Below are 23,630 nucleotides of genomic sequence, written 5' to 3' on the forward strand. Positions count from 1 at the left end.
AAATGACCGCGATAATAACGTTTATTATTGTTTTTGGAATATTGGTAATTGTTCATGAATTTGGACATTATTATGCAGCAAAAAAATCTGGGATTCTGGTTCGTGAGTTTTCCGTCGGAATGGGTCCTAAGATTTTTGCTTATCGTAAAAATAGTACAACTTATACACTGAGGCTATTGCCACTAGGTGGATATGTCAGAATGGCTGGTGCTCAAGAAGACGATTCTGAAATAAAACCTGGTACTATGGCTTCTTTAGTTTTGGATGATTCAAATAATGTTATTAAGATTATTACATCTAGTAAGGTATATGACGAAAATGGTGTTCCAGTTCAGATATCTAAAGCTGATTTGGTAGATTCATTAATCATTGAAGGTTATGAAAATGGTGATGAATCAGAAATTAAGTCATATTCTGTAGATCATGATGCGACAATTGTAGAAGAGGATGGCACCGAGGTACAAATCGCACCTCGTGATGTTCAATTGCAATCGGTTTCTGTATGGAAACGTATGATAACTAATTTTGCTGGTCCGTTTAACAATTTCATTTTGGCTATTGTTTGTGCTATTATAGCCGCATTTATGATGAATGGTGTTGTACAAAATACGAATCAGCTTGGACAAATCCAAAGTGGTAGTGTTGCTGCTAAAGCGGGTTTAAAGGCAAACGATAAGATCTTAATGGTTAATAATCATAAGACAGATTCTTGGACAACATTATCTGAGAATATTCAAAAGTATCCAGGTAAAAAAACAACCTTTAAAGTGAAATCTGGAAATAAAGTTTCAACTATTACATTAACTCCAAAGACTGTTAAATCATCCGGTCAAAAGTATGGTCAAATTGGTATTATGCCAAAAAGAGATCATAGTTTTGTCGCTAAGATTAAATATGGTTTTACGTATAGTTGGCAAACAACCGTACAGATTCTTCATGTATTAGGTAAAATGGTAACTGGCGGATTTAGTATTAATCAACTATCCGGACCAGTTGGTATTTATTCAATGACATCTCAAGTATCCTCACAAGGATTACTAAGTATCATCTTATTTATGTCAATGCTGTCGATGAATCTAGGAATTGTTAACTTGATTCCTATTCCAGCACTTGATGGTGGTAAGATTTTGTTGAATATCGTTGAAGCAATAAGAAGAAAGCCACTTCCAGAAGAATATGAAAATGTCATAACGTTAATCGGGGTCGGCATTTTGGTTCTTTTGATGGTAGCTGTTACGTGGAATGATATTCAACGTTTCTTCATAAAATAGGGGGATAAAAATTTGAAACAATCAAAACTATATATTCCAACATTAAAGCAGACTCCTTCAGATGCTGAGGCTATTAGCCATCAGTTGATGTTGAGAGCGGGGTATGTTAGACAAGTTTCTGCTGGTATTTATAGTTACTTACCATTAGCTTGGTCAGTAATTCGTAAAATAGAGGACATAATCCGTAAGGAAAATGATAAAATGGATGCCGCTGAAATGCGTATGCCTGCTATCATTCCTGCCGATTTGTGGAAAGCAAGTGGCCGTTACGAAACATATGGAGACAACCTATTTAAGGTTAATGACAGACATGATAGAGAATTTATCCTCGGTCCAACACATGAAGAAACATTTACAAGTATTGTTAAAGAAAGTTTAAATAGTTACAAAAAGCTTCCTATAATTTTATATCAAATGCAAATGAAGTATCGTGATGAAGATCGTCCACGTTATGGACTTTTACGTGGTAGAGAATTTGATATGTATGACGCTTATTCATTTACAGCTGATAAGGATCAATTAGATGTGATATTCAACCAAATGGAACAAGCATATCGTAATATTTTTGATATTTGTGGCTTGAATTATCGTTCAATTATCGGTGATGCAGGTGCCATGGGCGGAACTGACTCTAAAGAATTTTCTGCAATTGCTGCTATCGGAGAAGATACCATCGCATATTCTGACGATAGTGACTATTCAGCTAATTTGGAAATGGCAGCAAGTAAATTACCTGATAATCCTAGATTGGAACATAAATCAGCTGAATTGGTTGATACTCCAGATGTTCATACAATTGATGCATTAGCTACTTTGTTAAAAGTTGAATCATCTACAATCATGAAGGCCGTTGCGTATATGGCCGATGGAAAACCAGTTTTGGTCATGATTCGTGGAGACTACGAAGTAAATGATGTTAAAGTTAAGAACTATTTAGGTGCTGACTTTTTAAACGAAGCTACGACTGAAGAAGTTCAAAATGTATTCAAGAGTACTCCAGGATTCATTGGACCAAAAGGAATCGCTGAGGATGTTTCGGTATTATTTGATAGTTCACTTGAAGGACTAAGCAACTTTGTTGTTGGACCTAACCAAGCTGACAAGCATCTTATCAATGCTAATTTTGAGGACATCACTAGTGATGAACCATCATTTAAGGATTTCCGTGTTGTAAAAGAAGGCGAAATGTCTCCTGACGGTCACGGTAATATTAAATTTACTCGTGGAATTGAAATTGGTCATATATTCAAACTTGGTACTAAGTTCTCTAAAGCACTAGGGGCTAACTTCTTGGATGAAAATGGTAAATCTAATCCATTGATCATGGGTTGTTACGGAATCGGTGTTTCACGACTATTGTCAGCAATTATTGAACAACATAACGATGAAAATGGAATCATTTGGCCAGTAGCTTTGGCACCATATCAAGTACATGTTGTTCCTATCAAGTACAATAATGATGTTCAGGGCAAGTTGAGTGATGAAATTGTTGAACTACTTCAAGATGAAGGATACGATGTTTTACTTGATGATCGTAAAGAACGTCCCGGAGTTAAATTCGCAGATTCAGACTTAATGGGTATGCCAATTAGAATAACAGTTGGTAAAAAGGCTGCTGATGGTATCGTAGAATTGAAGATTAGAAGTACTGGCGAGACAATTGAAGTAAGTAAAGATGAATTAGTAAATTCAGTAAAAATATTGCTTAAGAATCAGTAATGAGGCTTAAGCCTTTTTTTATTTGTTGAAAGGTAAGTTATGTCTGATAAAAATCAACTTTTTAAAATATTAATTAAACAAATCAAATTAGATAATTTGTTGGATTCCGATGATCTATTTAAAAATGCAAAGTTGGATAAGTTGGAGGTTCATAAGAAGTCACGTCGTTGGACATTCTTCTTTGATTTTGACGATGTAATTCCGTTTAATGAATTTCAAGTTTTCGTGGAATCATTAAAGAGTGGATTCGAGGGTATTGCAACTGTTGATTTTGATATTCATGTGAATAATCCTCGTTTAAGTGAGAAAAATATTCGTGAGTATTGGAATTATGTATTAGAAAACTGTGAGCAACGTTCACCAGTTGTTTCGCAATTAATGAGTCAACATCCACCCAAGGTTGAAAATGACCAAGTCTTCTTGACGGTTTCAAACGGATTTATTGCTGATTTTATGGACGGTAAGTTAACTGCCAGTCTGCAGGATGCATATACATCACTAGGGTTTGCACCATTTAAGATTCGCGTAGATGTGGATGAGGCTAAAGGTCAAGAAAATATCCAAGCACTGGAACTTGCAAAAAAGGAAGAAACGAAGCATTTTCAGGAAAAGGCCCAAGAGGTCAGTCAAAAACGTGCTAAAAAACCGGCCGGTAATATTGTGAAAATTGGTCGAAAGATACCAGACGATGCTGAGATCACTCAAATGGTAGACATTATTGAAGAGGACCGTAACAAAGTTGTGGAAGGTCATATTTTCAATAAGGATGTAAAAAAGTTGAAATCAGGCCGTTCACTATTATTATTGAAGGTTACTGATTATACTTCTTCATTCAGCATAAAGAAGTTTTCAAATGGTGAAGATGACGAAGACTTTTTCGATAATTTGGATGACGGGGCATGGATTCGTGTTCGTGGTAGTGTTCAAGAAGATAATTTTTCACGTGAGCTATCAATTATGGCGAACGATATTATGGTTATAAAACATGCTGGACGTATAGATAATGCTGATAAAGATAATAAAAGAATCGAGTTACATGCACATACTAATATGAGTCAGATGGATGCAATCCCTAGTGCCACTGATTTAGTTAAGCGTGCCAGTGAATGGGGACAGCCAGCCATTGCTATTACTGATCATAGAGCTTTACAAGCTTTCCCTGAAGCATATAGTGCCGGTCAAAAATATGGAGTAAAAATAGGTTATGGTGTAGAAATCGACTTAGTTGATGAAGGTAATCCAATCGCTTATAACTTACGCGATGAAGAACTTAATCCAGCTGAATACGTTATATTTGACGTTGAAACAACTGGTTTATCAGCAGTTTATGATAATATAATTGAACTAGCTGCCACTAAGATGAAGGATGGCGAGGTAGTTGATTCGTTTGATGAATTTATTAACCCGGGACATCCACTGTCAGAATTCACCACTAGTTTGACGAGTATAACTGATAGTATGGTTAGCAACGCTCCTGATGAGAAGACAATTATTCAAAAATTCATGGATTTTGTTGGAAATGACATTTTGGTAGGTCACAACGTTACTTTTGATATTGGTTTTTTGAATTCCGCTTTAATGCGCATGGGGAGTGAACGTGTTTCAGTCCCAGTTATTGATACTCTGGAAATGTCACGTACATTACATTCAGAATATCGTAATCATAAATTAGACTCACTTGCAAAACGATACAATATTGTACTTGAACATCATCACCGTGCTAATGCCGATGCTGAGACAACTGGATATTTGATGTATAAATTGTTTGATGAAATGGAAGATAAATTTCAGATTACAAACGTTTCACAACTAAATGATCATATAGGTGGAGTTGAAGCATACAAACAAGCTCGTCCTAGTCATGCAATTCTAATTGCAAAGACTCAGGCTGGATTGAAGAATATGTTCAAAATCGTCTCATATGGAATGACTGAATATTATTACCGAACGGCACGAGTACCGAGAAGATTATTGAATAAATATCGTGAAGGAATTCTGGTCGGATCGGCATGTAAAGATGGTGAAGTATTTAATACGATGATGCAAAAAGGATATGAAGATACCCGTGAACTTGCACAATATTATGACTATCTTGAAGTTATGCCCAAACCTGTATATCGTCATTTGCTTGATGCAAAGCTAATTAAAGATGAAGCAGGACTAGAGGAAATAATAAAAAATATTATTAAATTGGGTAAAGAATTGAATAAGCCTGTTGTTGCAACTGGTGATGTTCATTACTTGGATCCACATGATAAAATTTATCGAGAAATTGTAATAAAAGCTGTCAAAAGTAATCCATTGGCTAGACAAACATTGCCAGATGTACAATTTAGAACAACTGATGAAATGTTTGATGAGTTTGACTTTCTTGATAAAGAAACAGCACAAGAAATAATTGTTGATAATCCTAAAAAGGTTATGGATGAAATTGATGAAATTGCTCCGGTTAAAGATAAGCTATATACCCCTAAAATGGAGGGTGCAGAGGATGAAATTCGTAGTTTGACTATGAATAAAGTTCATGAGCTGTATGGTGAAAAACTTCCAGAGATTGTTCAAGAACGAATGGACAAAGAACTCAAGAGTATTATAGGTAATGGATTCTCAGTTATTTATTTGATTTCTCAGCGTCTAGTTTATAAATCTAATAAAGATGGATATTTGGTTGGATCCAGAGGTTCAGTTGGTTCAAGTTTCGTCGCCACTATGACCGGGATTACTGAAGTCAACCCACTACCTCCGCATTATCGTTGTCCGAAATGTAAATTTTCAGAATTCTTTACTAAAGGTGAAGTTGGTTCTGGATTTGATCTACCGGATAAGAAATGTCCAAAATGTGGAACTGAATTAAAGAAAGATGGACAAGATATTCCCTTTGAGACATTCTTAGGTTTTAAAGGTGACAAAGTTCCAGATATTGATTTGAATTTCTCTGGTGACTATCAGCCAGTGGCACATAACTATACAAAGGTTCTTTTCGGTGAGGATCATGTTTTCCGAGCAGGTACGATTGGTACGATTGCAGATAGAACGGCGTTTGGTTATGTTAAGAATTATGAGGAATTAACTGAAAAACAGATTCGTAATGCTGAAGAAGAACGTTTGGCTATGGGTTCTACTGGTGTTAAACGTACAACAGGACAACATCCCGCTGGAATCATCGTTGTTCCAGATTATATGGATATTTTTGATTTTACGCCGATTCAATATCCGGCTGATGATCAAAACGCAGCCTGGAAAACGACGCATTTTGACTTCCACTCAATTCATGATAATATTTTGAAACTTGATATTTTGGGACATGATGATCCAACAATGATTCGTACGTTACAAGATTTGTCTGGAATTGATCCATTAACAATTCCAGTTGATGATCCTGAGGTCATGGAATTGTTCCGTAGTACTAAGTCACTAGGGGTTACGCCTGAACAGATTTTTTCAAAAACAGGTACACTTGGAGTTCCGGAATTTGGTACTAGATTTGTTCGTGGAATGTTAGAGAAGACCCACCCAACGACCTTTGCTGAATTGTTACAGATTTCTGGATTATCGCATGGTACAGATGTTTGGTTAGGTAATGCAGAAGAACTTATTGATCAAGGTGTTGTTACATTAAAGGAAGTTATTGGTTGTCGTGATAATATCATGATGGATTTGATTCATTGGGGTATGAAATCACAAACAGCATTCCAAATCATGGAGCATGTTCGTAAGGGACGTGGTATTCCCGATGAATGGAAACAGGAAATGAAAGATGCAAATGTTCCGGATTGGTATATTAAATCTTGTTTAAAGATTAAGTATATGTTCCCTAAGGCTCATGCGACTGCCTATATTTTAATGGCATTGCGTATTGCGTATTTCAAAGTTCATTATCCACTGTATTATTACAGTGCATATTTCTCCGTTCGTGCTGATGATTTTGATTTGGTTTCCATGACTACAGGTAAAGATGCCGTTAAGAATGCTATGAAAGCAATTAATGACAAAGGTATGGAAGCTTCAACAAAAGAGAAGAATTTGTTGACAGTATTAGAGTTAGCAAATGAATGTTTGGAACGTGATTTCAAGATAAATATGGTTGATCTGGAGAAATCAGATGCTTTTGAATTCAAGATCATTGATGATAAGACATTGCTAGCACCATTCAATGCTATTCCTGGATTAGGGGATAATGTTGCTAAGCAGATTGTTGCCGCACGTGAAGAACAGCCTTTTCTATCTAAGGAAGACCTATCAACACGTGGTAAGGTTTCGAAAACTATCATTGAATATATGACTGAAAATCATGTTTTAGATGGAATGCCTGACGAAAATCAACTCTCTTTGTTTTAGCTTCAGACGTTAGAGGTTGCTTTAAATGTAAATATATGTTAAATTAACTACTAGTTAATTATTGATTAATGAGTGAGCAGAGATGCTCACTCTTTTTATTGCCGATTACTTTGGAGGAGAATTTTTGAATACAAAAATTGATGAATTAAAAGCCATCTTACAACCCGTTTTAGATAAACATGAGTTTTTTCTAGTCGACCTAGAATTTGTTCATGAAGGCGGAGATTGGTATTTACGCGTTTATGCTGATAAAAAAGGCGGAATTAGTATTGATGATTGCGCAATTATTAGTGAGGAGTATGGCGAAAGATTAGATGAACTTGATCCGATTGATCCAGCATACTATTTGGAAGTATCATCACCAGGTGCTGAAAGAGTACTTGATAATGATGATAGCCTTTTAAATTATCTAGATGCATATGTAAATGTTTCTTTATACCAAAAGCAAGATGGTGACAAAGTTTTCGAAGGAAAAATGACTGAAATAACTGATACACAAATAACCTTAAATATAAAAGTTAAGAATCTTAAAAAGACAATCATTATTGATAGAGATAAAATTGCTAAGATTCGTTTAGCCATAGAATTCTAGAGAATTCGTCGAAGGAGAATAACATGAGTAAAGAAATGGTTGACGCACTTGATGCGCTAGAAACTGAAAAAGGTATCAAAAAAGAGTATGTTATTGAATCACTAGAGGCAGCTCTTGTTGCAGCTTATAAGCGTAACTATAATCAAGCTCAAAACGTTGAGGTTGAATTTGACGCAAAAAAGGGTAATATACATGTTTATGCGGTTAAAGAAGTCGTTGAAGAGGTTGCTGATGAACGATTAGAGATAAGTCTTGCTGCAGCTTTAAAGAAGAGCAAGGGTTATGAACTTGGAGATCACGTTCGTGAAGAAGTAACACCTAAAGATTTTGGTAGAATTGCTGCACAAACTGCAAAACAAGTGATTATGCAACGTGTTCGTGAAGCTGAACGTGATATCATTTATAATGAATATAGTCAATATGAACATGAAATCATTCAAGGTATTGTAGAACGTAGTGATAGTAGGTTTGTATATATTAATTTTGGTAAGATTGAAGCAGTAATGGCAAAATCTGACCAAATGCCAGGTGAAGTTTACAATTCTCGTGATAGAATTCGTGTATATGTAACAAAAGTTGAAAATGCTACTAAAGGACCTCAAGTCTTTGTATCAAGAACAGATCCCGGTTTAGTAAAAAGATTATTTGAACAAGAGGTCCCAGAAATATATGATGGAACTGTAGAAATCGTCTCTATTGCTCGTGAAGCGGGTGATAGAACTAAGATGGCAGTGAAATCTGATAACGCTGATATTGACCCAGTTGGTACATGTGTTGGACCTAAGGGTTCACGTGTTCAAGCTGTTGTTGATGAACTTAACGGTGAAAATATTGATGTTGTGCCATATGTTGATGACCCAATCGACTTTATTGCGAATGCACTTAATCCAGCAGAAGTAATTGCTGTACAATTTGATGGTAACGACAAAAAACAATGTATTGTTATAGTACCTGATTATCATTTGTCATTGGCAATTGGTAAAAAAGGTCAAAATGCACGTTTAGCCGCTAAATTGACTGGATATAAAATTGACATTAAACCTGAATCACAAGTTGAATTTGTTGATGATAACGATCAAGATGTAGATATAGATGATATTGATAAGAAATTGGATACAGATAAAGAACAAAGTGTTGATACGGATAAGTCTGTGAAGAAAGATACAGATGTAGATAAGACTGTAGATACAGATACTGATTCACAAGATTAAGGGGGTGATGGGTTTGGCAACACGTAAGATACCCATGAGAAAAGATGTTCTAACCAATGAAATGTACCCTAAAAGAGAAATGGTTAGAATTGTAAAAGATAAAGATGGTATTATCTCTATTGACCCAACTGGTAAAAAGTCTGGACGTGGTGCTTATGTTGGCCTGGATCCTGATGCTGTTAAGGAAGCAAAGTCCAAGAAAGTTTTGGATAAAGTTTTTTCACATTCTGTTCCAGAAGAATTTTATGATGAATTATTTGAATTTGTCGACCATCAAAAAGCCAGAATGGATTTATTTGGAGATTTGAGTAAGAAACATTGAATGATGTATTTTTAAATTTTTTGGGTATAGCTCTGCGTGCTGGAAAAATTATTAGTGGTACAGAATTAACCTTGCAGGGAATTCGAAATCAGAGCGTTAAGTTGGTAATTATGGCAAGTGATTGCAGTGATCGCACAAAAAAAGATTTGACGAATAAGACAAATTCTTATGCTGTGCCATTGATTGATAATTTCACCAGTCAAGAACTAAAAAGATCTATCGGTAAAGAAAGAAAAGTTATCGGTGTTACGGATCTTGGAATTGCTAGAAGGTTAATTGAAATTATGGAAAATTAAGGAGAGTGATAGGATGGCCAAAAAACGAATCTATACTATTGCAAAAGAAAATAGTGTTGAAAATCAAATTGTATTAGATGCCGCTGCCAAATTAGGTATCGATGTAAAAAATCACATGTCGTCAGTTGACGAAACAAGTGAGAAGAAAATTGTAGGTAGTCTTAAGAGTAAACCAGCTTCAAGACCAGTATCAAAACCTGCTGCTAAGCCAGCTACAAGTGATAATTCACCAAAGCAAAATTCAGGTGAAAGTCATCAACAAGCCGGTGATCATAAGACTAAGATTAAGATTACTGCTGTAAGAAGAGACCCTAACAAGAATAAGGGACACTTTGATCACAATAACCATACTCGTAGTAATAACAGTAATAGTAACGGAAGTGGTAACAGTAACTACCGTGGAAATAATAATCACAATGGTAATCGTAATAGTAACTCTACTGTAAATCATAGTAATAATTCCAATACTACTAATTCAGTAAATCGTACTAATAGTTCTAATTCAACTACTACAAACCGTAGTAACAATTCCACTACAAATACGACAAACAGTAATTATAGAGGAAATAATACTAATAACAGTAGTAACAACCGTCCTGGTAATAATTATAATGGGAATAATCGTCCAAACGGAAATCGTAATAGCAACGTTCGTAGTGACAATCGAAACAATACTTCCCAAAATCGTGATCGTCGTAACAATGGCAGTGTTAGACGTGATCGTCCACAAACATCACAAGCCCCAAGACCTAGACAAAGTGCTGGTAACAAATATCTAGAGCAATTTAAGACAAATATTCAAGAGGCTAGTCGTACGCCTTCCCGTCCTAGAAACAATCGTAATAACCATAATACAAATAGCGGTAATCGTTCAGAAGACAACCGTAACAATAACCGTTCTAGTGTAAATCGTAACAATAGTTCCCGTCCTACTACTAACAGTAACAATAGTAGTGGTAATCGTTTCAATAATAACAATCATAATACTAGTAACAATAATCATAATAATAATTCTAATAACAGAAACAATTCAAGCAACACAAACAGAAGACCAGCAGCCCAAAGTACTGCTAAGGAAACTGTAAAGAATAATGTTTCTCCAGCAAGCGTTGAAGTTCCAAAGCCAGAATATAAGAAAACAAAGCCAACTAATAACAATCGTGACTTTGGACACAGACAAAATCTAGCTAATCCTTTCGGAAGTCGTAAGAAGAAGAAAGAAAGAAAGAGACAACAACGTCAAAGAACTGAACCAAGAAAGCCAATGCCACAAAGAAAAGATCGTCCATTACCAAAGACACTTGTATATAGTGTTGGTATGAATGCTCAAGATATTGGTAAATTGATTCACCGTGAACCAGCTGAAATTGTTAAGAAGTTATTTATGCTTGGTATTATGATCAATCAAAACCAATCATTAGATAAAGATGCAATTGAACTTTTAGCTACTGATTACGGTATTGAGTCAGAAGAGAAAGTTGAAGAAGATATCGCTGATATCGATCAATATTTCGATGCTGAAACAACAAATAAAGAAAATCTAGTATCTCGTCCTCCAGTTGTTACAATTATGGGTCACGTTGACCATGGTAAGACAACTCTATTGGATCACTTGAGACATACTCACGTTACAGCCGGTGAAGCTGGTGGTATTACTCAACATATTGGTGCTTATCAAGTAAGATTAAATGATCAATTGATCACATTCCTTGATACTCCGGGACATGCTGCATTTACAAATATGCGTGCTCGTGGTGCTGATATTACTGATATTGTTATCTTAGTTGTTGCTGCTGATGATGGTGTTATGCCACAGACAATCGAAGCTATTAATCATGCTAAGGCTGCAAATGATCCAATCATCGTTGCAGTTAATAAGATTGATAAGGCTGGCGCAAATCCACAACATGTTACTGAACAATTAATGGAATATGGACTTGTTCCTGAAGATTATGGTGGGGATACTATCTTTGTTAATATTTCTGCTAAGGTCGGAACAAACATTGATCAATTACTTGAAATGATTCTTTTACAAGCTGACGTTATGGAATTGAAAGCTAATCCAGACCAAAAGGCTGTCGGTACTGTTATCGAAGCTAAACTTGATAAGGGTCGTGGACCAGTTGCATCATTATTGGTACAACAAGGTACACTTCATGTTGGAGATCCAATTGTTGTTGGTAATACATATGGACGTGTTAGAACTATGACAAACTATAACGGTAAAGAAGTTAAAAAGGCAATGCCTTCTCAACCAATTGAAGTTACTGGTTTGAATGATGTTCCTGAATCAGCTGATAAATTCGTTGTCTTTGATGATGAGAAAACTGCTCGTGCAGCTGGTGAAGAACGTGCAAGTCGTGCTCTTCAAATTGAACGTCAAAAGACTAACCCAGTTACATTGGATAACTTGTTTGAAACAATGAAAGAAGGAGAACTTAAGACTGTCGACGTTATTATTAAAGCCGATGTTCAAGGTTCTGCTGAAGCCATTGCAGGAAGCTTGAAGAAGATTGAAGTTGAGGGTGTTCGTGTAAACATCATTCATTCTGCTGTAGGTGCAATTACTGAAAGTGATGTTAACCTTGCTGCTGCAAGTAATGCCATCATAATCGGATTTAATGTTCGTCCAACAGCTCAAGCTCGTGTTCAAGCTAAGGAAGAAAACGTTGATATTCGCCTACATAGAGTTATCTATAAGGCTATTGATGAAATCGAAGCAGCTATGAAGGGTATGCTAGAACCAGTTTATGAAGAGAAGATCACAGGTAATTTGACTGTTCGTGAAACATATAATGTTTCTAAGATCGGTACAATTGCTGGATGTATCGTAAACAGTGGTAGTATTACTCGTGACAGCGGTATTCGTCTAATTAGAGATAGTATTGTTGTCTATGAAGGTAAACTTGCTTCACTTAAACGTTTCAAAGACGACGTCAAAGAGGTTAAATCAGGATTCGAATGTGGTATAACAATCGAAAACTATAATGATATCAAGATTGGCGACGAAGTTGAAACCTATGTGATGGAAGAAGTTCCAGTCAAATAGGAGATGATAAAATGGTAAAACATCGAATCGGTCGTGTAGAGCAAGAGATTCAAAAAGAAGTAAATGATATTTTGTTAAAACGTATTCGAGATCCTCGTGTACAAGGTGTAACTGTAACCGGAATTGAAATGACAGGCGATTTACAATCAGCTACAATTTATTACAGCATTCTATCCGAAAAGGCTAGTGATGTTGAAAAGACTCAAGCTGGTTTAGATAAAGCTAAGGGATTAATTCGAAAAGAATTAGCTCCACGTCTAACCTTATATAAAATTCCAGAATTGGAATTTAAACAAGATAAATCAATTCAGTATGGTGAAAAAATTGATCGTCTAATTGCTAAAATGCATAAGGATGAAGCAACAAGATAAAAGATACTTTAATTTTAAAAAGAGTCCAGCAAGTAAAATTGTTGGGCTCTTTTTCTATAATAATTTAAAAAATAATTGTTAAATTATTTAAATAACTAGTAGAATAGTTCTTGATATGATTTACAAACTAATTGAATTTGGAGATAGAAATGAACGGAGTAATTCCTCTAAATAAAGAGATCGGAATGACAAGTTCTGATTATGTATATAAGTTACGTAAAATTTTGCATACAAAAAAAATTGGACATACAGGAACGCTAGATCCATTGGTAGATGGTGTATTGCCAATTTGTGTTGGTCAGTCAACTAAACTTGTAAACAGACTGACGGGTTCATCTAAAGAATATGTTGGCGAGATCACATTAGGGAAATCGACCACGACAGAAGATCGTGAAGGGGATATAGTTAAAGAAGTAAAGCTTACTAAACCTTTTTCTGATGAAGAATTACATGAAGTATTTGAGAAGATGATTGGCGAATTAGTACAAATTCCGCCAATGTATTCAGCAGTTAGAGTCAATGGTAAAAAGCTATACGAATATGCCCGTGCTGGTATTGAAGTTGAACGTCCCAAACGTCAAATACATATTTATGATTTCAATATTGTCGGAGAACCAGAATTTGATACTGAACTTGGTATTCAAAAAGTAAAATTCCACGTTACATGTTCAAAAGGTACATATGTAAGAACTTTAGCCGTTGAATATGGTGAATTTCTTGGTGTACCTTCATTTATGTCACAATTAACAAGAACCAAAAGTGCTGATTTTAATATCGAAGAAACATTTAAGCTTGATGAAATAAGAAAAATGATGGACGAAGACGACCACTCCTTTTTAAGAAGTACTGATGAAGTATTATCCTATATGCAAGCACATGAATTGAGCGATGAAGAGTGGGAAGTACGTGTCCTTCATGGTGGATTTTTAGATTTGGATAATTATGATTATGATAAAGATTTAAGGGTGACAAGAAACCATGTGACTAAGGCAATTTATAAATATAACGAAGAACGTCAATTATGGATTCCTGATACGATGCTTCTTAACAATGATTAGGGGATGAACAGATGAAAATAGTGAATGTTAAACATCCACTGAAGAATAATCAAATACCTGAATCCGATACTGTTTTGATTATGGGATTTTTTGATGGTGTTCATCTTGGACATCAAAAGGTGATACAACGTGGAGTTGAATTGGCACATGAAAAGGGATTGAAGTCGGTTTTACTAACTTTTGATAGATCACCACGTGAAATATATCAACATGAAGAAAATTATAAATATATTTCTACCGTGAGTCGTAAAGCCGAATTGGTTGATAAGATGGGAGTGGATACTTTATATTTTGTTGAATTTACCTTAGATTTTGCCAGCTTGAAACCTCAAGAGTTCGTGGACGACTATATGGTTTGTATGCATGCTAAGTATGTAGTAGCTGGGTTTGATTATACATATGGTAAAAAAGACATAGCTAATATGCATGAATTGCCTAAATTTGCTAAAGATAGATTCAAAGTCATAACTGTTCCTGAACAAATGATCAATGGTGCAAAGATTGGATCCAGTATAATTAAAAGGTTGATTTTGTCAGATAAAATTGATTATGCAAATGAGTTACTTGGTTATAATTACCAAAACCAAGGACAAGTTGTACATGGCCTTAAAAGGGGCCGTACACTAGGTTATCCTACAGCCAATGTAGTTACATCACCCGAACAATTAAAGCCTTCTATCGGTGTTTATGTAACGCGTATTGAGATAAATGGCAAATGGTATCCATCAATGACCTCTGTTGGCTATAATGTTACCTTCAAGGAAGATACTGGTGTTACCATTGAAACCAATATTTTCAACTTTGACTCGGATATCTATGAACAAAACGTTCGAGTTGAGTGGCTTCATTATCTTAGAGGTGAGATTAAGTTTGATGGTGCTGATGGCTTGATTAAGCAATTGAATAAAGACAAGGAAGACTCAATTCACTACTTTGAAGAATTCAACTCTAATTGAGTTCAAATATAATTTGAGAGTGGAGAATTAGCACTCTCTTTTATTTTTGCTAATTTTTTGAAATTTATGAGCGTCCACACTTGACACTATAGGTATAGATTGTTATATTTTACATTGTTAGCACTCCTATATGAATAGTGCTAAAAGGAGGACGGTATAATGTTATCGGAACGTCAAGATGCAATCTTGAGAGAAGTCGTGCGCATTTTCACAGATACCGGCCAGCCGGTTGGTTCAAAAACATTGATGAATGCATTGTCATTTCACGTTAGTTCAGCGACTATAAGAAATGAAATGGCTATGCTTGAAGAAATTGGTTATCTAGAGAAAACTCATCTTTCCTCTGGACGTATTCCTTCCGCAATGGGATATCGTTACTATCTCGATAATTTGGTACAACCCACTACCGTACCGCAGGATATCGCAAAAAGAATCGACGAAGATTTTGGTCAGACATATCATCAAATTGATGATATTATCGAACAATCGGCTAAGATTTTATCGCATTTAACAAGTTATACTGCTATTACATTAGGACCTGAAAGCAGTCGGATTTTGTTAACGGGATTCAGAATAGTGCCTTTAAATTCTCGTCAGATCATGGCGATTATTGTTACTAGTGATAATAATGTTGAGAGTAACATTTATACAATTGATGAAAATCTTGATACAGAATTAATTGAAAAAATAATTAGGGTCGTAAATGATAAATTAGTTGGACAACCATTACCAGTAGTTATTCAATTGCTTCATAATGATATTCCAGCTATTTTATCGCAGTATATGTATTCTAATGATGGATTGATTGATATGATCGATCAATTATTTAAAAAAGCTGGATCTGAGAAGTATTTTGTTGATGGCCAATTGAATTTATTAAACTATGCCAATAATGAAGATTTGTCAGATGTGCAATCGTTATTTTCAATTATTAATCAGAGTACAGATTTGAAGAAACTATTAGATCCAAATGATTCCGATGATGGGATTAGGGTTCGATTGGGTAGTGAATTAGGATCTGATGCATTGAAGAATTACAGTATAATCACTGCTAATTATGATGTTGGACATCATGGTAAAGGGGTGATTGCTCTACTGGGACCTACAACGATGCATTATTCACAATTAATTGGTTTATTAGGTGAATTTAGACAAGAATTGGCAAAACGATTGATTGACTATTATTCACGGTATGATGATTCTTGATATTTAGGAGGAAGTAATGGCAGATAAAGAAAAACAAGAAGATGTAAAATCTTCTAGCAAACAAACTAAAGAGACATCAAAAGTAGATGCCAAAAAAGAAACTGAAAAAGTAACTAAAATAGATCCTAAGGATAAAAAAATTACGGATCTTGAGGCTAAAAATTCAGAACTAGAAGACAAATTTTTAAGAAGCCAAGCTGAAATTCAAAATATGAACAATCGTCATAAAAAAGAAGTTTCAGGAATACTTAAGTATGATGGTCAAAAGCTGGCTACTGAAATTCTTCCAGTGATCGATAACTTAGAACGTGCTTTGGATGTTGAAGTCAGTGATGATGCTGGTAAACAATTGAAAAAGGGAATTGAAATGGTACAGCAACATATGATCAAAGCTTTGGTCGATAATCATGTAAGTATCATTGACAATGTCGGTAGTAAATTTGATCCTAATGACAGTCAAGCAGTACAAACTGTGGCAGCTGATAAGGATCATGAAAAAGATACTGTCGTTCAAGTTTTACAAAAAGGTTATAAGTTAGAAGATAGAGTGCTACGTCCAGCAATGGTCATAGTTGCTCAATAGATCAACTTATTAAATAAAGTTAATAAATATTAAAAATTCAAAAGAGGTTTATATTTATGTCAAAAGTTATTGGTATTGATTTAGGTACAACAAACTCAGCTGTTGCCGTTCTTGAAGGTGGCTCACCAAAAATTATTGCTAACCCAGAAGGCGCAAGAACAACACCTTCAGTAGTTGCTTTTAAAGATGGTGAAATTCAAGTTGGTGAAGTTGCTAAGAGACAAGCAATTACAAATCCTGATACAGTTTCATCAATTAAGAGACACATGGGTGAAGCAGGTTATAAGGTAAGTGTTGCAGGTAAGTCATATACACCACAAGAAATTTCTGCTATGATTTTGCAACACATTAAGAAGTTCTCAGAAGATTATCTTGGTGAACCAGTTACAGATGCTGTTATTACAGTTCCTGCATACTTTGATGATTCACAAAGACAAGCAACTAAAGATGCTGGTAAAATTGCTGGTTTAAATGTTCAACGTATTGTTAACGAACCAACTGCTTCAGCACTTGCTTATGGTCTTGATAATGATAAAGGTGACGAGAAGATTCTTGTTTATGACCTTGGTGGTGGTACATTTGATGTTTCTATCCTTGAATTAGGTGATGGCGTCTTTGAAGTACTTTCAACAAATGGTGATACACATCTTGGTGGTGATGACTTTGATCAAAAGGTTATCGACTGGCTAGTTGAACAATTCAAGAATAAAAATGGTGTCGACTTATCACAAGATAAGATGGCTCTACAAAGATTAAAGGATGCAGCTGAAAAGGCTAAGAAAGATTTATCAGGTGTTGCACAAACATCAATCAGTCTTCCATTTATTTCATCTGGTGCTAATGGCCCACTTCACTTGGAAGAAACATTGACACGTGCTAAATTTGATGAATTAACAGCTGATTTAGTTGAAAGAACAAAAGCTCCAGTTGACAACGCTCTTAAAGATGCTGGATTATCAATCGGTGACCTTGATAAGGTTATTTTAAATGGTGGTTCAACACGTACACCAGCAGTTCAAACTGCTGTTGAAAAATGGACTGGTAAGACACCTGATCACTCAATCAACCCTGACGAAGCTGTTGCTTTGGGTGCTGCTATTCAAGGTGGTGTTATCTCTGGTGATGTTAAGGATGTTGTTTTACTAGATGTCACACCACTTTCATTAGGTATTGAAACAATGGGTGGAGTATTTACTAAGTTGATTGACAGAAATACAACAATTCCAACAAGTAAATCACAAACATTCTCAACTGCTGCTGATAATCAAAATGCTGTTGATATCCATGTTCTACAAGGTGAACGTCCAATGGCTGCTGATAATAAGACATTAGGTCGTTTCCAATTAACAGATATTCCAGCTGCACCACGTGGTGTACCTCAGATTGAAGTTAAGTTTGATATTGATAAGAATGGTATCGTTAATGTTTCTGCTAAAGATCTTGGTACTAATAAGGAACAAAAGATTACTATCAAGAGTTCGTCAGGTTTGAGCGATGAAGAAATCGATCAAATGATGAAAGAAGCAAAAGAAAACGAAGACGACGATAACAAGCGTAAAGAAGAAGTAGATGTTAAAAATGATGTTGAACAAGCATTGTTTGCAACAGACAAGACTCTTAAAGATATTAAGGGTAAGGTTTCTGATGAAGAAATCAAGAAGGCTGAAGACGCTCGTGACGCTTTGAAGAAGGCTCAAGACTCTGGTGATATTGAAGATATGAAGAAGAAACGTGACGATTTGAATAAGATCGTCCAAGATCTTTCAGTAAAACTATATCAACAAGCTCAAGATGCTCAACAAGGTAGTGCCGATGGCGCTACTGGTACAGGATCAACTGATGGTAAGAAGTCAGATGATGGTACTGTTGATGGTGATTTTGAAGAAGTAGATCCAGATAAAGACAAAAAATAATAATTTGTGATAAAGAGCAGTCATTTTAATTACTAGATCAATCATGGTATAGTATAAATAACTGCTCTTTTGAGCATAAAAGGACAATATGGGATGAAAGTTATCCCAGTCATACAAGGGTGATTTGTAAATGGCAGATAGAGATCCATATGAAGTTTTAGGCGTTGATAAAAACGCTTCTGAAGATGAAATCAAAAAGGCCTTTCGTGGTCTTTCAAAAAAATACCATCCAGATATTAACAAGGCTCCGGATGCTGAAGAAAAATTTAAAGAGATCAATGATGCTTATGAGACTTTAAAAGACCCTCAAAAGCGTGCTAGATTTGATCAATATGGCTCAGCTGGTATGAATCAAGGCCAAGGCTTTAGTGGCGGAGCCGGCGGTGAACAATTCGGTGGATTTGAGGATATCTTCAGTCAGTTCTTTGGTGGCGGTGGAGCAACTCGTCAAAGTCCAAACGCACCTAGACAAGGTTCTGACTTACAATACCGTATGGATTTGACCTTTGAAGAAGGGGTCTTTGGTAAGAAGACTGATATTTCATACGATCGTGAAGAAGTCTGCAAAACTTGTGATGGTAGTGGTGCTAAACCAGGTACACATCCCGAAACATGTTCAAAGTGTAATGGTTCCGGTTATGTCGAAGTAGATCGTCAAACACCACTTGGCCGTATGCGTACAAGAGTTGTTTGTGATGTCTGCAATGGTACTGGTAAAGAAATTAAAGAAAAATGCAATATTTGTCATGGTAAGGGTAAAGTTAATGAGAAACATACTCTTAAAGTTACTGTTCCAGCAGGTGTTGAAGATGGACAACAAATGCGTCTAGACTCACAAGGTGAAGCCGGCGAAAATGGTGGACCTTATGGTGATTTATATATTGTTTTCCATGTTTCACCAAGTAAAGAGTTCAAACGTGAAGGTTCAACAATTTATTCTTCAGTTAACATCAGTTTCCCTCAAGCAGCTTTGGGTGATGAAATTAAAGTAAATACTGTACATGGTCCGGTTAAATTGACCGTTCCTAGTGGTACACAGACTGGTACATCATTCAAATTGCGTGGAAAAGGTGCCCCTGTTCTTAATAGCAAGAATATCGGTGATCAAAATGTAACTGTTAATATCGTTACTCCTCGTAAAATGTCTGGTGAACAAAGAGATGCCTTGAAGCAATTCTCTGAGGCCGGTGGAAATAAAGTTAAAGAAAAAGATAGTAACTTTTTCAATAAGATTAAAGATGCCTTTAATGGCTAAATTGTATAAAAAAGAAGTCGTATATCTAATAGCGGCTTCTTTTTTACATATCTCAAGTTGATGGTGGTATAGGTTTAAATAGTGTAAAATATAAAAGATGAGAATCAATTATTAAATAAATTTTAGAAATAAATGATAGAAAGGAAAATTTTATGGATCTGGATCTTGATAAATTAAAAGAACGACAAAAAAGAATTCGTAATTTTTCTATCGTAGCGCATATAGACCATGGTAAATCTACAATTGCAGATCGAATTTTGGAAAAAACACATACTGTTTCAAAACGTGAAATGAAAGCTCAAATTCTAGATGATCTTGATCTTGAACGTGAACGTGGAATTACGATCAAATTGAATTCAGTTGAATTGGAATATACTGCTAAAGATGGTAAAGATTATATTTTTCATTTGATTGATACACCAGGACATGTGGACTTCTCGTATGAGGTCTCAAGATCTCTTGCAGCTTGTGAGGGTGCTTTACTAGTAGTTGATGCAGCTCAAGGTGTTGAAGCTCAAACATTAGCTAACTCATACTTGGCCATTGATAACGATTTAGAGATACTACCAGTTATTAATAAAGTTGATCTTCCATCCGCTCAACCAGAGAAGGTTCAAGAAGAGATCGAAGAGATGATCGGTATTGATGCATCTAATGCTGTCATGACTAGTGCTAAGACTGGATTAGGAATTGATGAACTACTTGAAAGAATAGTATCAGATGTCCCAGCACCAGTTGGCGATATTGATAAGCCACTAAAGGCTTTGATTTTTGATTCTGTTTATGACAGTTATCGTGGAGTTGTCTTGAATGTACGTGTCCGTGAAGGCATCGTTAAGGTCGGTGACGTGATTGAACTGATGAGTAATAAGAAGACCTTTGAAGTGACAGATGTTGGTGTAATGTCTCCTAAGACCGTTTCTCGTGATTATTTGATGGCTGGTGATGTTGGATATATTACTGCAAGTATTAAGTCAGTCGTTGAAACTCAAGTTGGTGATACTGTAACACTAGCAAATAACCCGACAGATGAACCATTGATAGGTTATCGCAAGAGTACCCCAATGGTATACGCTGGTATGTATCCAGTTGATAATGGAAGGTACGAAGATCTACATGAGGCTTTAGAGAAATTGAAGTTGAATGATGCAGCACTTGAATATGAACCAGAGACTTCTCAAGCTTTAGGATTTGGTTTTCGTGTTGGATTTTTAGGACTACTCCATATGGATGTTGTCCAAGAACGTTTAGAGCGGGAATTTAATTTGGATTTGATCATTACATCCCCATCAGTTGACTACAAAGTAACGACTACTTCTGGCGAAAATATTGTGGTTGATAATCCATCCGAATTACCAGATGCATCAGAAATCAAAGAAGTTAGAGAACCATACGTACGTGCTGAAATAATGGTCCCTGAAGACTATGTTGGACCAGTTATGGAATTGTGTCAGAGAAAACGTGGAGAGTTTGTAACAATGGATTATTTAGATAAATATCGTGTCAATGTTATTTATAAGTTACCATTGTTAGAAATTATCTTTGACTTTTTTGATGATTTGAAATCTAATACCAAAGGCTATGCATCCCTTGATTACCAAGTTGATGCATATGAACCTAGTGAATTAGTTAAAATGGATATTTTACTTAATGGTGAACCAGTGGATGCATTGAGTTTTATTGTACATAAAGACTTTGCCTACCAACGTGGTAGAGACATTGTTGCACGCCTAAAAGAGGTTATACCTCGTCAAATGTTCGAAATTCCAGTCCAAGCAGCCATAGGTAACAAAGTTGTTGCTCGTGCGACTGTTAAAGCTTATCGAAAAGATGTTACTGCCAAATTGTATGGTGGTGATAGAACTCGTCGTGATAAGTTGTTGAATAAACAAAAGGCCGGTAAGAAACGTATGAAAGACGTCGGAAAGGTATCAATTCCACAAGAGGCCTTCATGTCAGTTTTGAATTTGAACAAAGGTAAAACCGATGATTCAGGCAAATAAGTAATAAAAAAATAAATAGACTCTTATAATATTGTAAGAGTCTATTTTTATATCCAAAATTATCGGAGGTTGTAATTGATGAATGAGTTTGATGCAATTGTAATTGGTGGCGGACCAGCAGGATTGGCAGAAGCCTACGATCTTAAAGCAGCTGGAAAAAATGTAGCAGTAGTTGAGAACTATCAATGGGGTGGAACTTGCCCTAATCGTGGCTGTGATCCTAAAAAGATACTATTAAGTGGAGTACAAGCCCGTGATAGAATGGTTCAATTAAAAGGTAAAGGATTCAGTGGAGATCAAGTACCCTTTGTAAAGTGGTCAGAGATTGAAGCATTTAAAGAGACATATACAAGTAAGATACCAGATGGTAGTCGTGACGGAATCATTAACGCTGGAATTACGGCGATCGAAGGTAGTCCTAAGTTTATTTCTGATTATCAAATTGATGTTGATGGAAAGATTTATCAAGCAGATAATTTTATTATTGCGACAGGTCAAAGGCCAAGTAAGCTTAACATTGAAGGAAATGAAAATATATTAACTAGTACAGATTTTATGAATCTAAAATCTATGCCTAAAAAAATCACCTTCATCGGGGCAGGGTATATCGCCTTTGAATTAGCCACTATCGCCAGTTCGACCGGTGCTGAGGTTCACATTGTTCACCATAATGATCGTCCATTAAAGGAATTTGATGAATCATTTGTTGATGATCTGGTTGATCAGTTGAAGAATCGTGGCATAAAGTTCCATTTTGATATTGATACCAAATCAATTGCTAAATTTGATGATCAATATGTATTAAATGCTGATGACTTTTCATTGGTGAGTGATCTTGTTGTTGGTGCTACTGGCCGTATACCAAATGTTGATAAATTAGATTTGGAGAAGGCAGGAGTTAAATATACTCGTCATGGAATTTCTACAAATGGGAAGCTTCAAACTACTAATCCTAGAATTTATGCCATTGGGGATGTCGTTGATAAAGTTCAACCGAAATTGACACCGATTGCAGGATTTGATGCAACTTATGTTGCTAGTGTTATTACTGGTAAAAATGATAAAGAGATTGTTTACCCTGCAATTCCTACATTAGTTTATGGAGGACCAGAACTAGCTAAAGTTGGCATTAGTACTGATGAAGCAAAAAAAGACCCTGACAACTATAGAATAGTTGATCAAGATCTGACAAAATGGTTCACGTATTATAGAACTAATGAGTCTATTGCAAGGGCTAAGGTGATTTTTAACAAAAATGATGAGATAGTTGGAGCCACTGTTATGAGTAATGAGGCAGATGAGGTGATCAATTATCTTACATTAGCGATCAATAAGAAAATGAAACATAATGAAATTAGTAATACAGTGTTTGCTTATCCAACACCTGCCAGTGATCTACAATATCTAATTTAATAAGAAATTTTGTTATACAAAAAAGATTCTAGCAAATTTTAAAAATTTGTTTCGAATCTTTTTTTAATTTGAAG

At 35.6% G+C, this 23,630-nt stretch carries 17 protein-coding genes; all 17 read left to right on the forward strand.

The window, feature by feature from the left end; translation table 11 throughout:
• The first annotated feature begins 2 nt into the window (after positions 1 to 2).
• The 17 genes from rseP to BTM29_RS08800 all read left to right on the forward strand — a co-directional run bounded on the left by rseP (position 3) and on the right by BTM29_RS08800 (position 23,556).
• Positions 3 to 1,271, forward strand: a complete 1,269-nt coding sequence (gene rseP, locus BTM29_RS08720) for an RIP metalloprotease RseP (protein WP_076616230.1) — start codon at positions 3 to 5, stop codon at positions 1,269 to 1,271.
• A 12-nt stretch (positions 1,272 to 1,283) separates the two neighbouring features.
• Positions 1,284 to 2,990: a proline--tRNA ligase gene (locus tag BTM29_RS08725; RefSeq protein WP_076616232.1), complete on the forward strand. Its 1,707-nt coding sequence runs from the start codon at positions 1,284 to 1,286 to the stop codon at positions 2,988 to 2,990.
• Between the two features lie 39 nt (positions 2,991 to 3,029).
• Positions 3,030 to 7,328, forward strand: coding sequence for a PolC-type DNA polymerase III (locus BTM29_RS08730; RefSeq protein ID WP_076616235.1), 4,299 nt, complete (start codon positions 3,030 to 3,032; stop codon positions 7,326 to 7,328).
• An 82-nt stretch (positions 7,329 to 7,410) separates the two neighbouring features.
• Entirely contained in the window at positions 7,411 to 7,920 is a 510-nt protein-coding gene (gene rimP / locus BTM29_RS08735) for a ribosome maturation factor RimP (protein ID WP_083685964.1), read from the forward strand.
• A 23-nt stretch (positions 7,921 to 7,943) separates the two neighbouring features.
• The gene (gene nusA, locus BTM29_RS08740; RefSeq protein WP_076616241.1) at positions 7,944 to 9,131 is read left to right on the forward strand and encodes a transcription termination factor NusA; all 1,188 of its coding nucleotides are present in this window, start codon (positions 7,944 to 7,946) and stop codon (positions 9,129 to 9,131) included.
• A gap of 13 nt (positions 9,132 to 9,144) precedes the next feature.
• Complete coding sequence (rnpM, locus tag BTM29_RS08745) at positions 9,145 to 9,453, forward strand: RNase P modulator RnpM (RefSeq protein ID WP_164510770.1); 309 nt, start codon at positions 9,145 to 9,147, stop codon at positions 9,451 to 9,453.
• Positions 9,450 to 9,749, forward strand: a complete 300-nt coding sequence (locus tag BTM29_RS08750) for a L7Ae/L30e/S12e/Gadd45 family ribosomal protein (RefSeq protein ID WP_076616247.1) — start codon at positions 9,450 to 9,452, stop codon at positions 9,747 to 9,749. Before rnpM ends, BTM29_RS08750 begins: the two co-directional genes overlap by 4 nt.
• Positions 9,750 to 9,762: 13 nt before the next feature.
• A complete protein-coding gene (gene infB, locus BTM29_RS08755) occupies positions 9,763 to 12,798 on the forward strand; it encodes a translation initiation factor IF-2 (RefSeq protein WP_076616250.1) in 3,036 nt (1,011 codons plus the stop codon).
• Positions 12,799 to 12,809: 11 nt separating this feature from the next.
• A complete protein-coding gene (gene rbfA, locus BTM29_RS08760; RefSeq protein WP_076616253.1) occupies positions 12,810 to 13,169 on the forward strand; it encodes a 30S ribosome-binding factor RbfA in 360 nt (119 codons plus the stop codon).
• A gap of 149 nt (positions 13,170 to 13,318) precedes the next feature.
• Positions 13,319 to 14,227 carry a tRNA pseudouridine(55) synthase TruB gene (truB, locus tag BTM29_RS08765; RefSeq protein WP_076616255.1) on the forward strand — a complete coding sequence of 303 codons (909 nt, stop codon included), beginning with the start codon at positions 13,319 to 13,321 and terminating at the stop codon, positions 14,225 to 14,227.
• A gap of 11 nt (positions 14,228 to 14,238) precedes the next feature.
• Entirely contained in the window at positions 14,239 to 15,183 is a 945-nt protein-coding gene (gene ribF / locus BTM29_RS08770) for a riboflavin biosynthesis protein RibF (RefSeq protein ID WP_076616258.1), read from the forward strand.
• A gap of 159 nt (positions 15,184 to 15,342) precedes the next feature.
• Entirely contained in the window at positions 15,343 to 16,389 is a 1,047-nt protein-coding gene (gene hrcA, locus BTM29_RS08775) for a heat-inducible transcriptional repressor HrcA (protein ID WP_076616262.1), read from the forward strand.
• A gap of 16 nt (positions 16,390 to 16,405) precedes the next feature.
• A complete protein-coding gene (gene grpE / locus BTM29_RS08780; protein WP_076616265.1) occupies positions 16,406 to 16,972 on the forward strand; it encodes a nucleotide exchange factor GrpE in 567 nt (188 codons plus the stop codon).
• Positions 16,973 to 17,028: 56 nt separating this feature from the next.
• Positions 17,029 to 18,885 (forward strand): molecular chaperone DnaK, encoded by a 1,857-nt coding sequence (gene dnaK / locus BTM29_RS08785; protein ID WP_076616269.1) that lies wholly within the window; start codon positions 17,029 to 17,031, stop codon positions 18,883 to 18,885.
• 130 nt (positions 18,886 to 19,015) lie between these two features.
• Positions 19,016 to 20,140, forward strand: coding sequence for a molecular chaperone DnaJ (dnaJ, locus tag BTM29_RS08790; protein WP_076616272.1), 1,125 nt, complete (start codon positions 19,016 to 19,018; stop codon positions 20,138 to 20,140).
• A 152-nt stretch (positions 20,141 to 20,292) separates the two neighbouring features.
• The gene (lepA, locus tag BTM29_RS08795; RefSeq protein ID WP_418236005.1) at positions 20,293 to 22,143 is read left to right on the forward strand and encodes a translation elongation factor 4; all 1,851 of its coding nucleotides are present in this window, start codon (positions 20,293 to 20,295) and stop codon (positions 22,141 to 22,143) included.
• 78 nt (positions 22,144 to 22,221) lie between these two features.
• The gene (locus BTM29_RS08800; RefSeq protein ID WP_076616276.1) at positions 22,222 to 23,556 is read left to right on the forward strand and encodes a dihydrolipoyl dehydrogenase family protein; all 1,335 of its coding nucleotides are present in this window, start codon (positions 22,222 to 22,224) and stop codon (positions 23,554 to 23,556) included.
• Positions 23,557 to 23,630 lie beyond the last annotated feature (74 nt).

The sequence above is a fragment of the Companilactobacillus allii genome, assembly GCF_001971585.1.
GTDB lineage: Bacteria > Bacillota > Bacilli > Lactobacillales > Lactobacillaceae > Companilactobacillus > Companilactobacillus allii.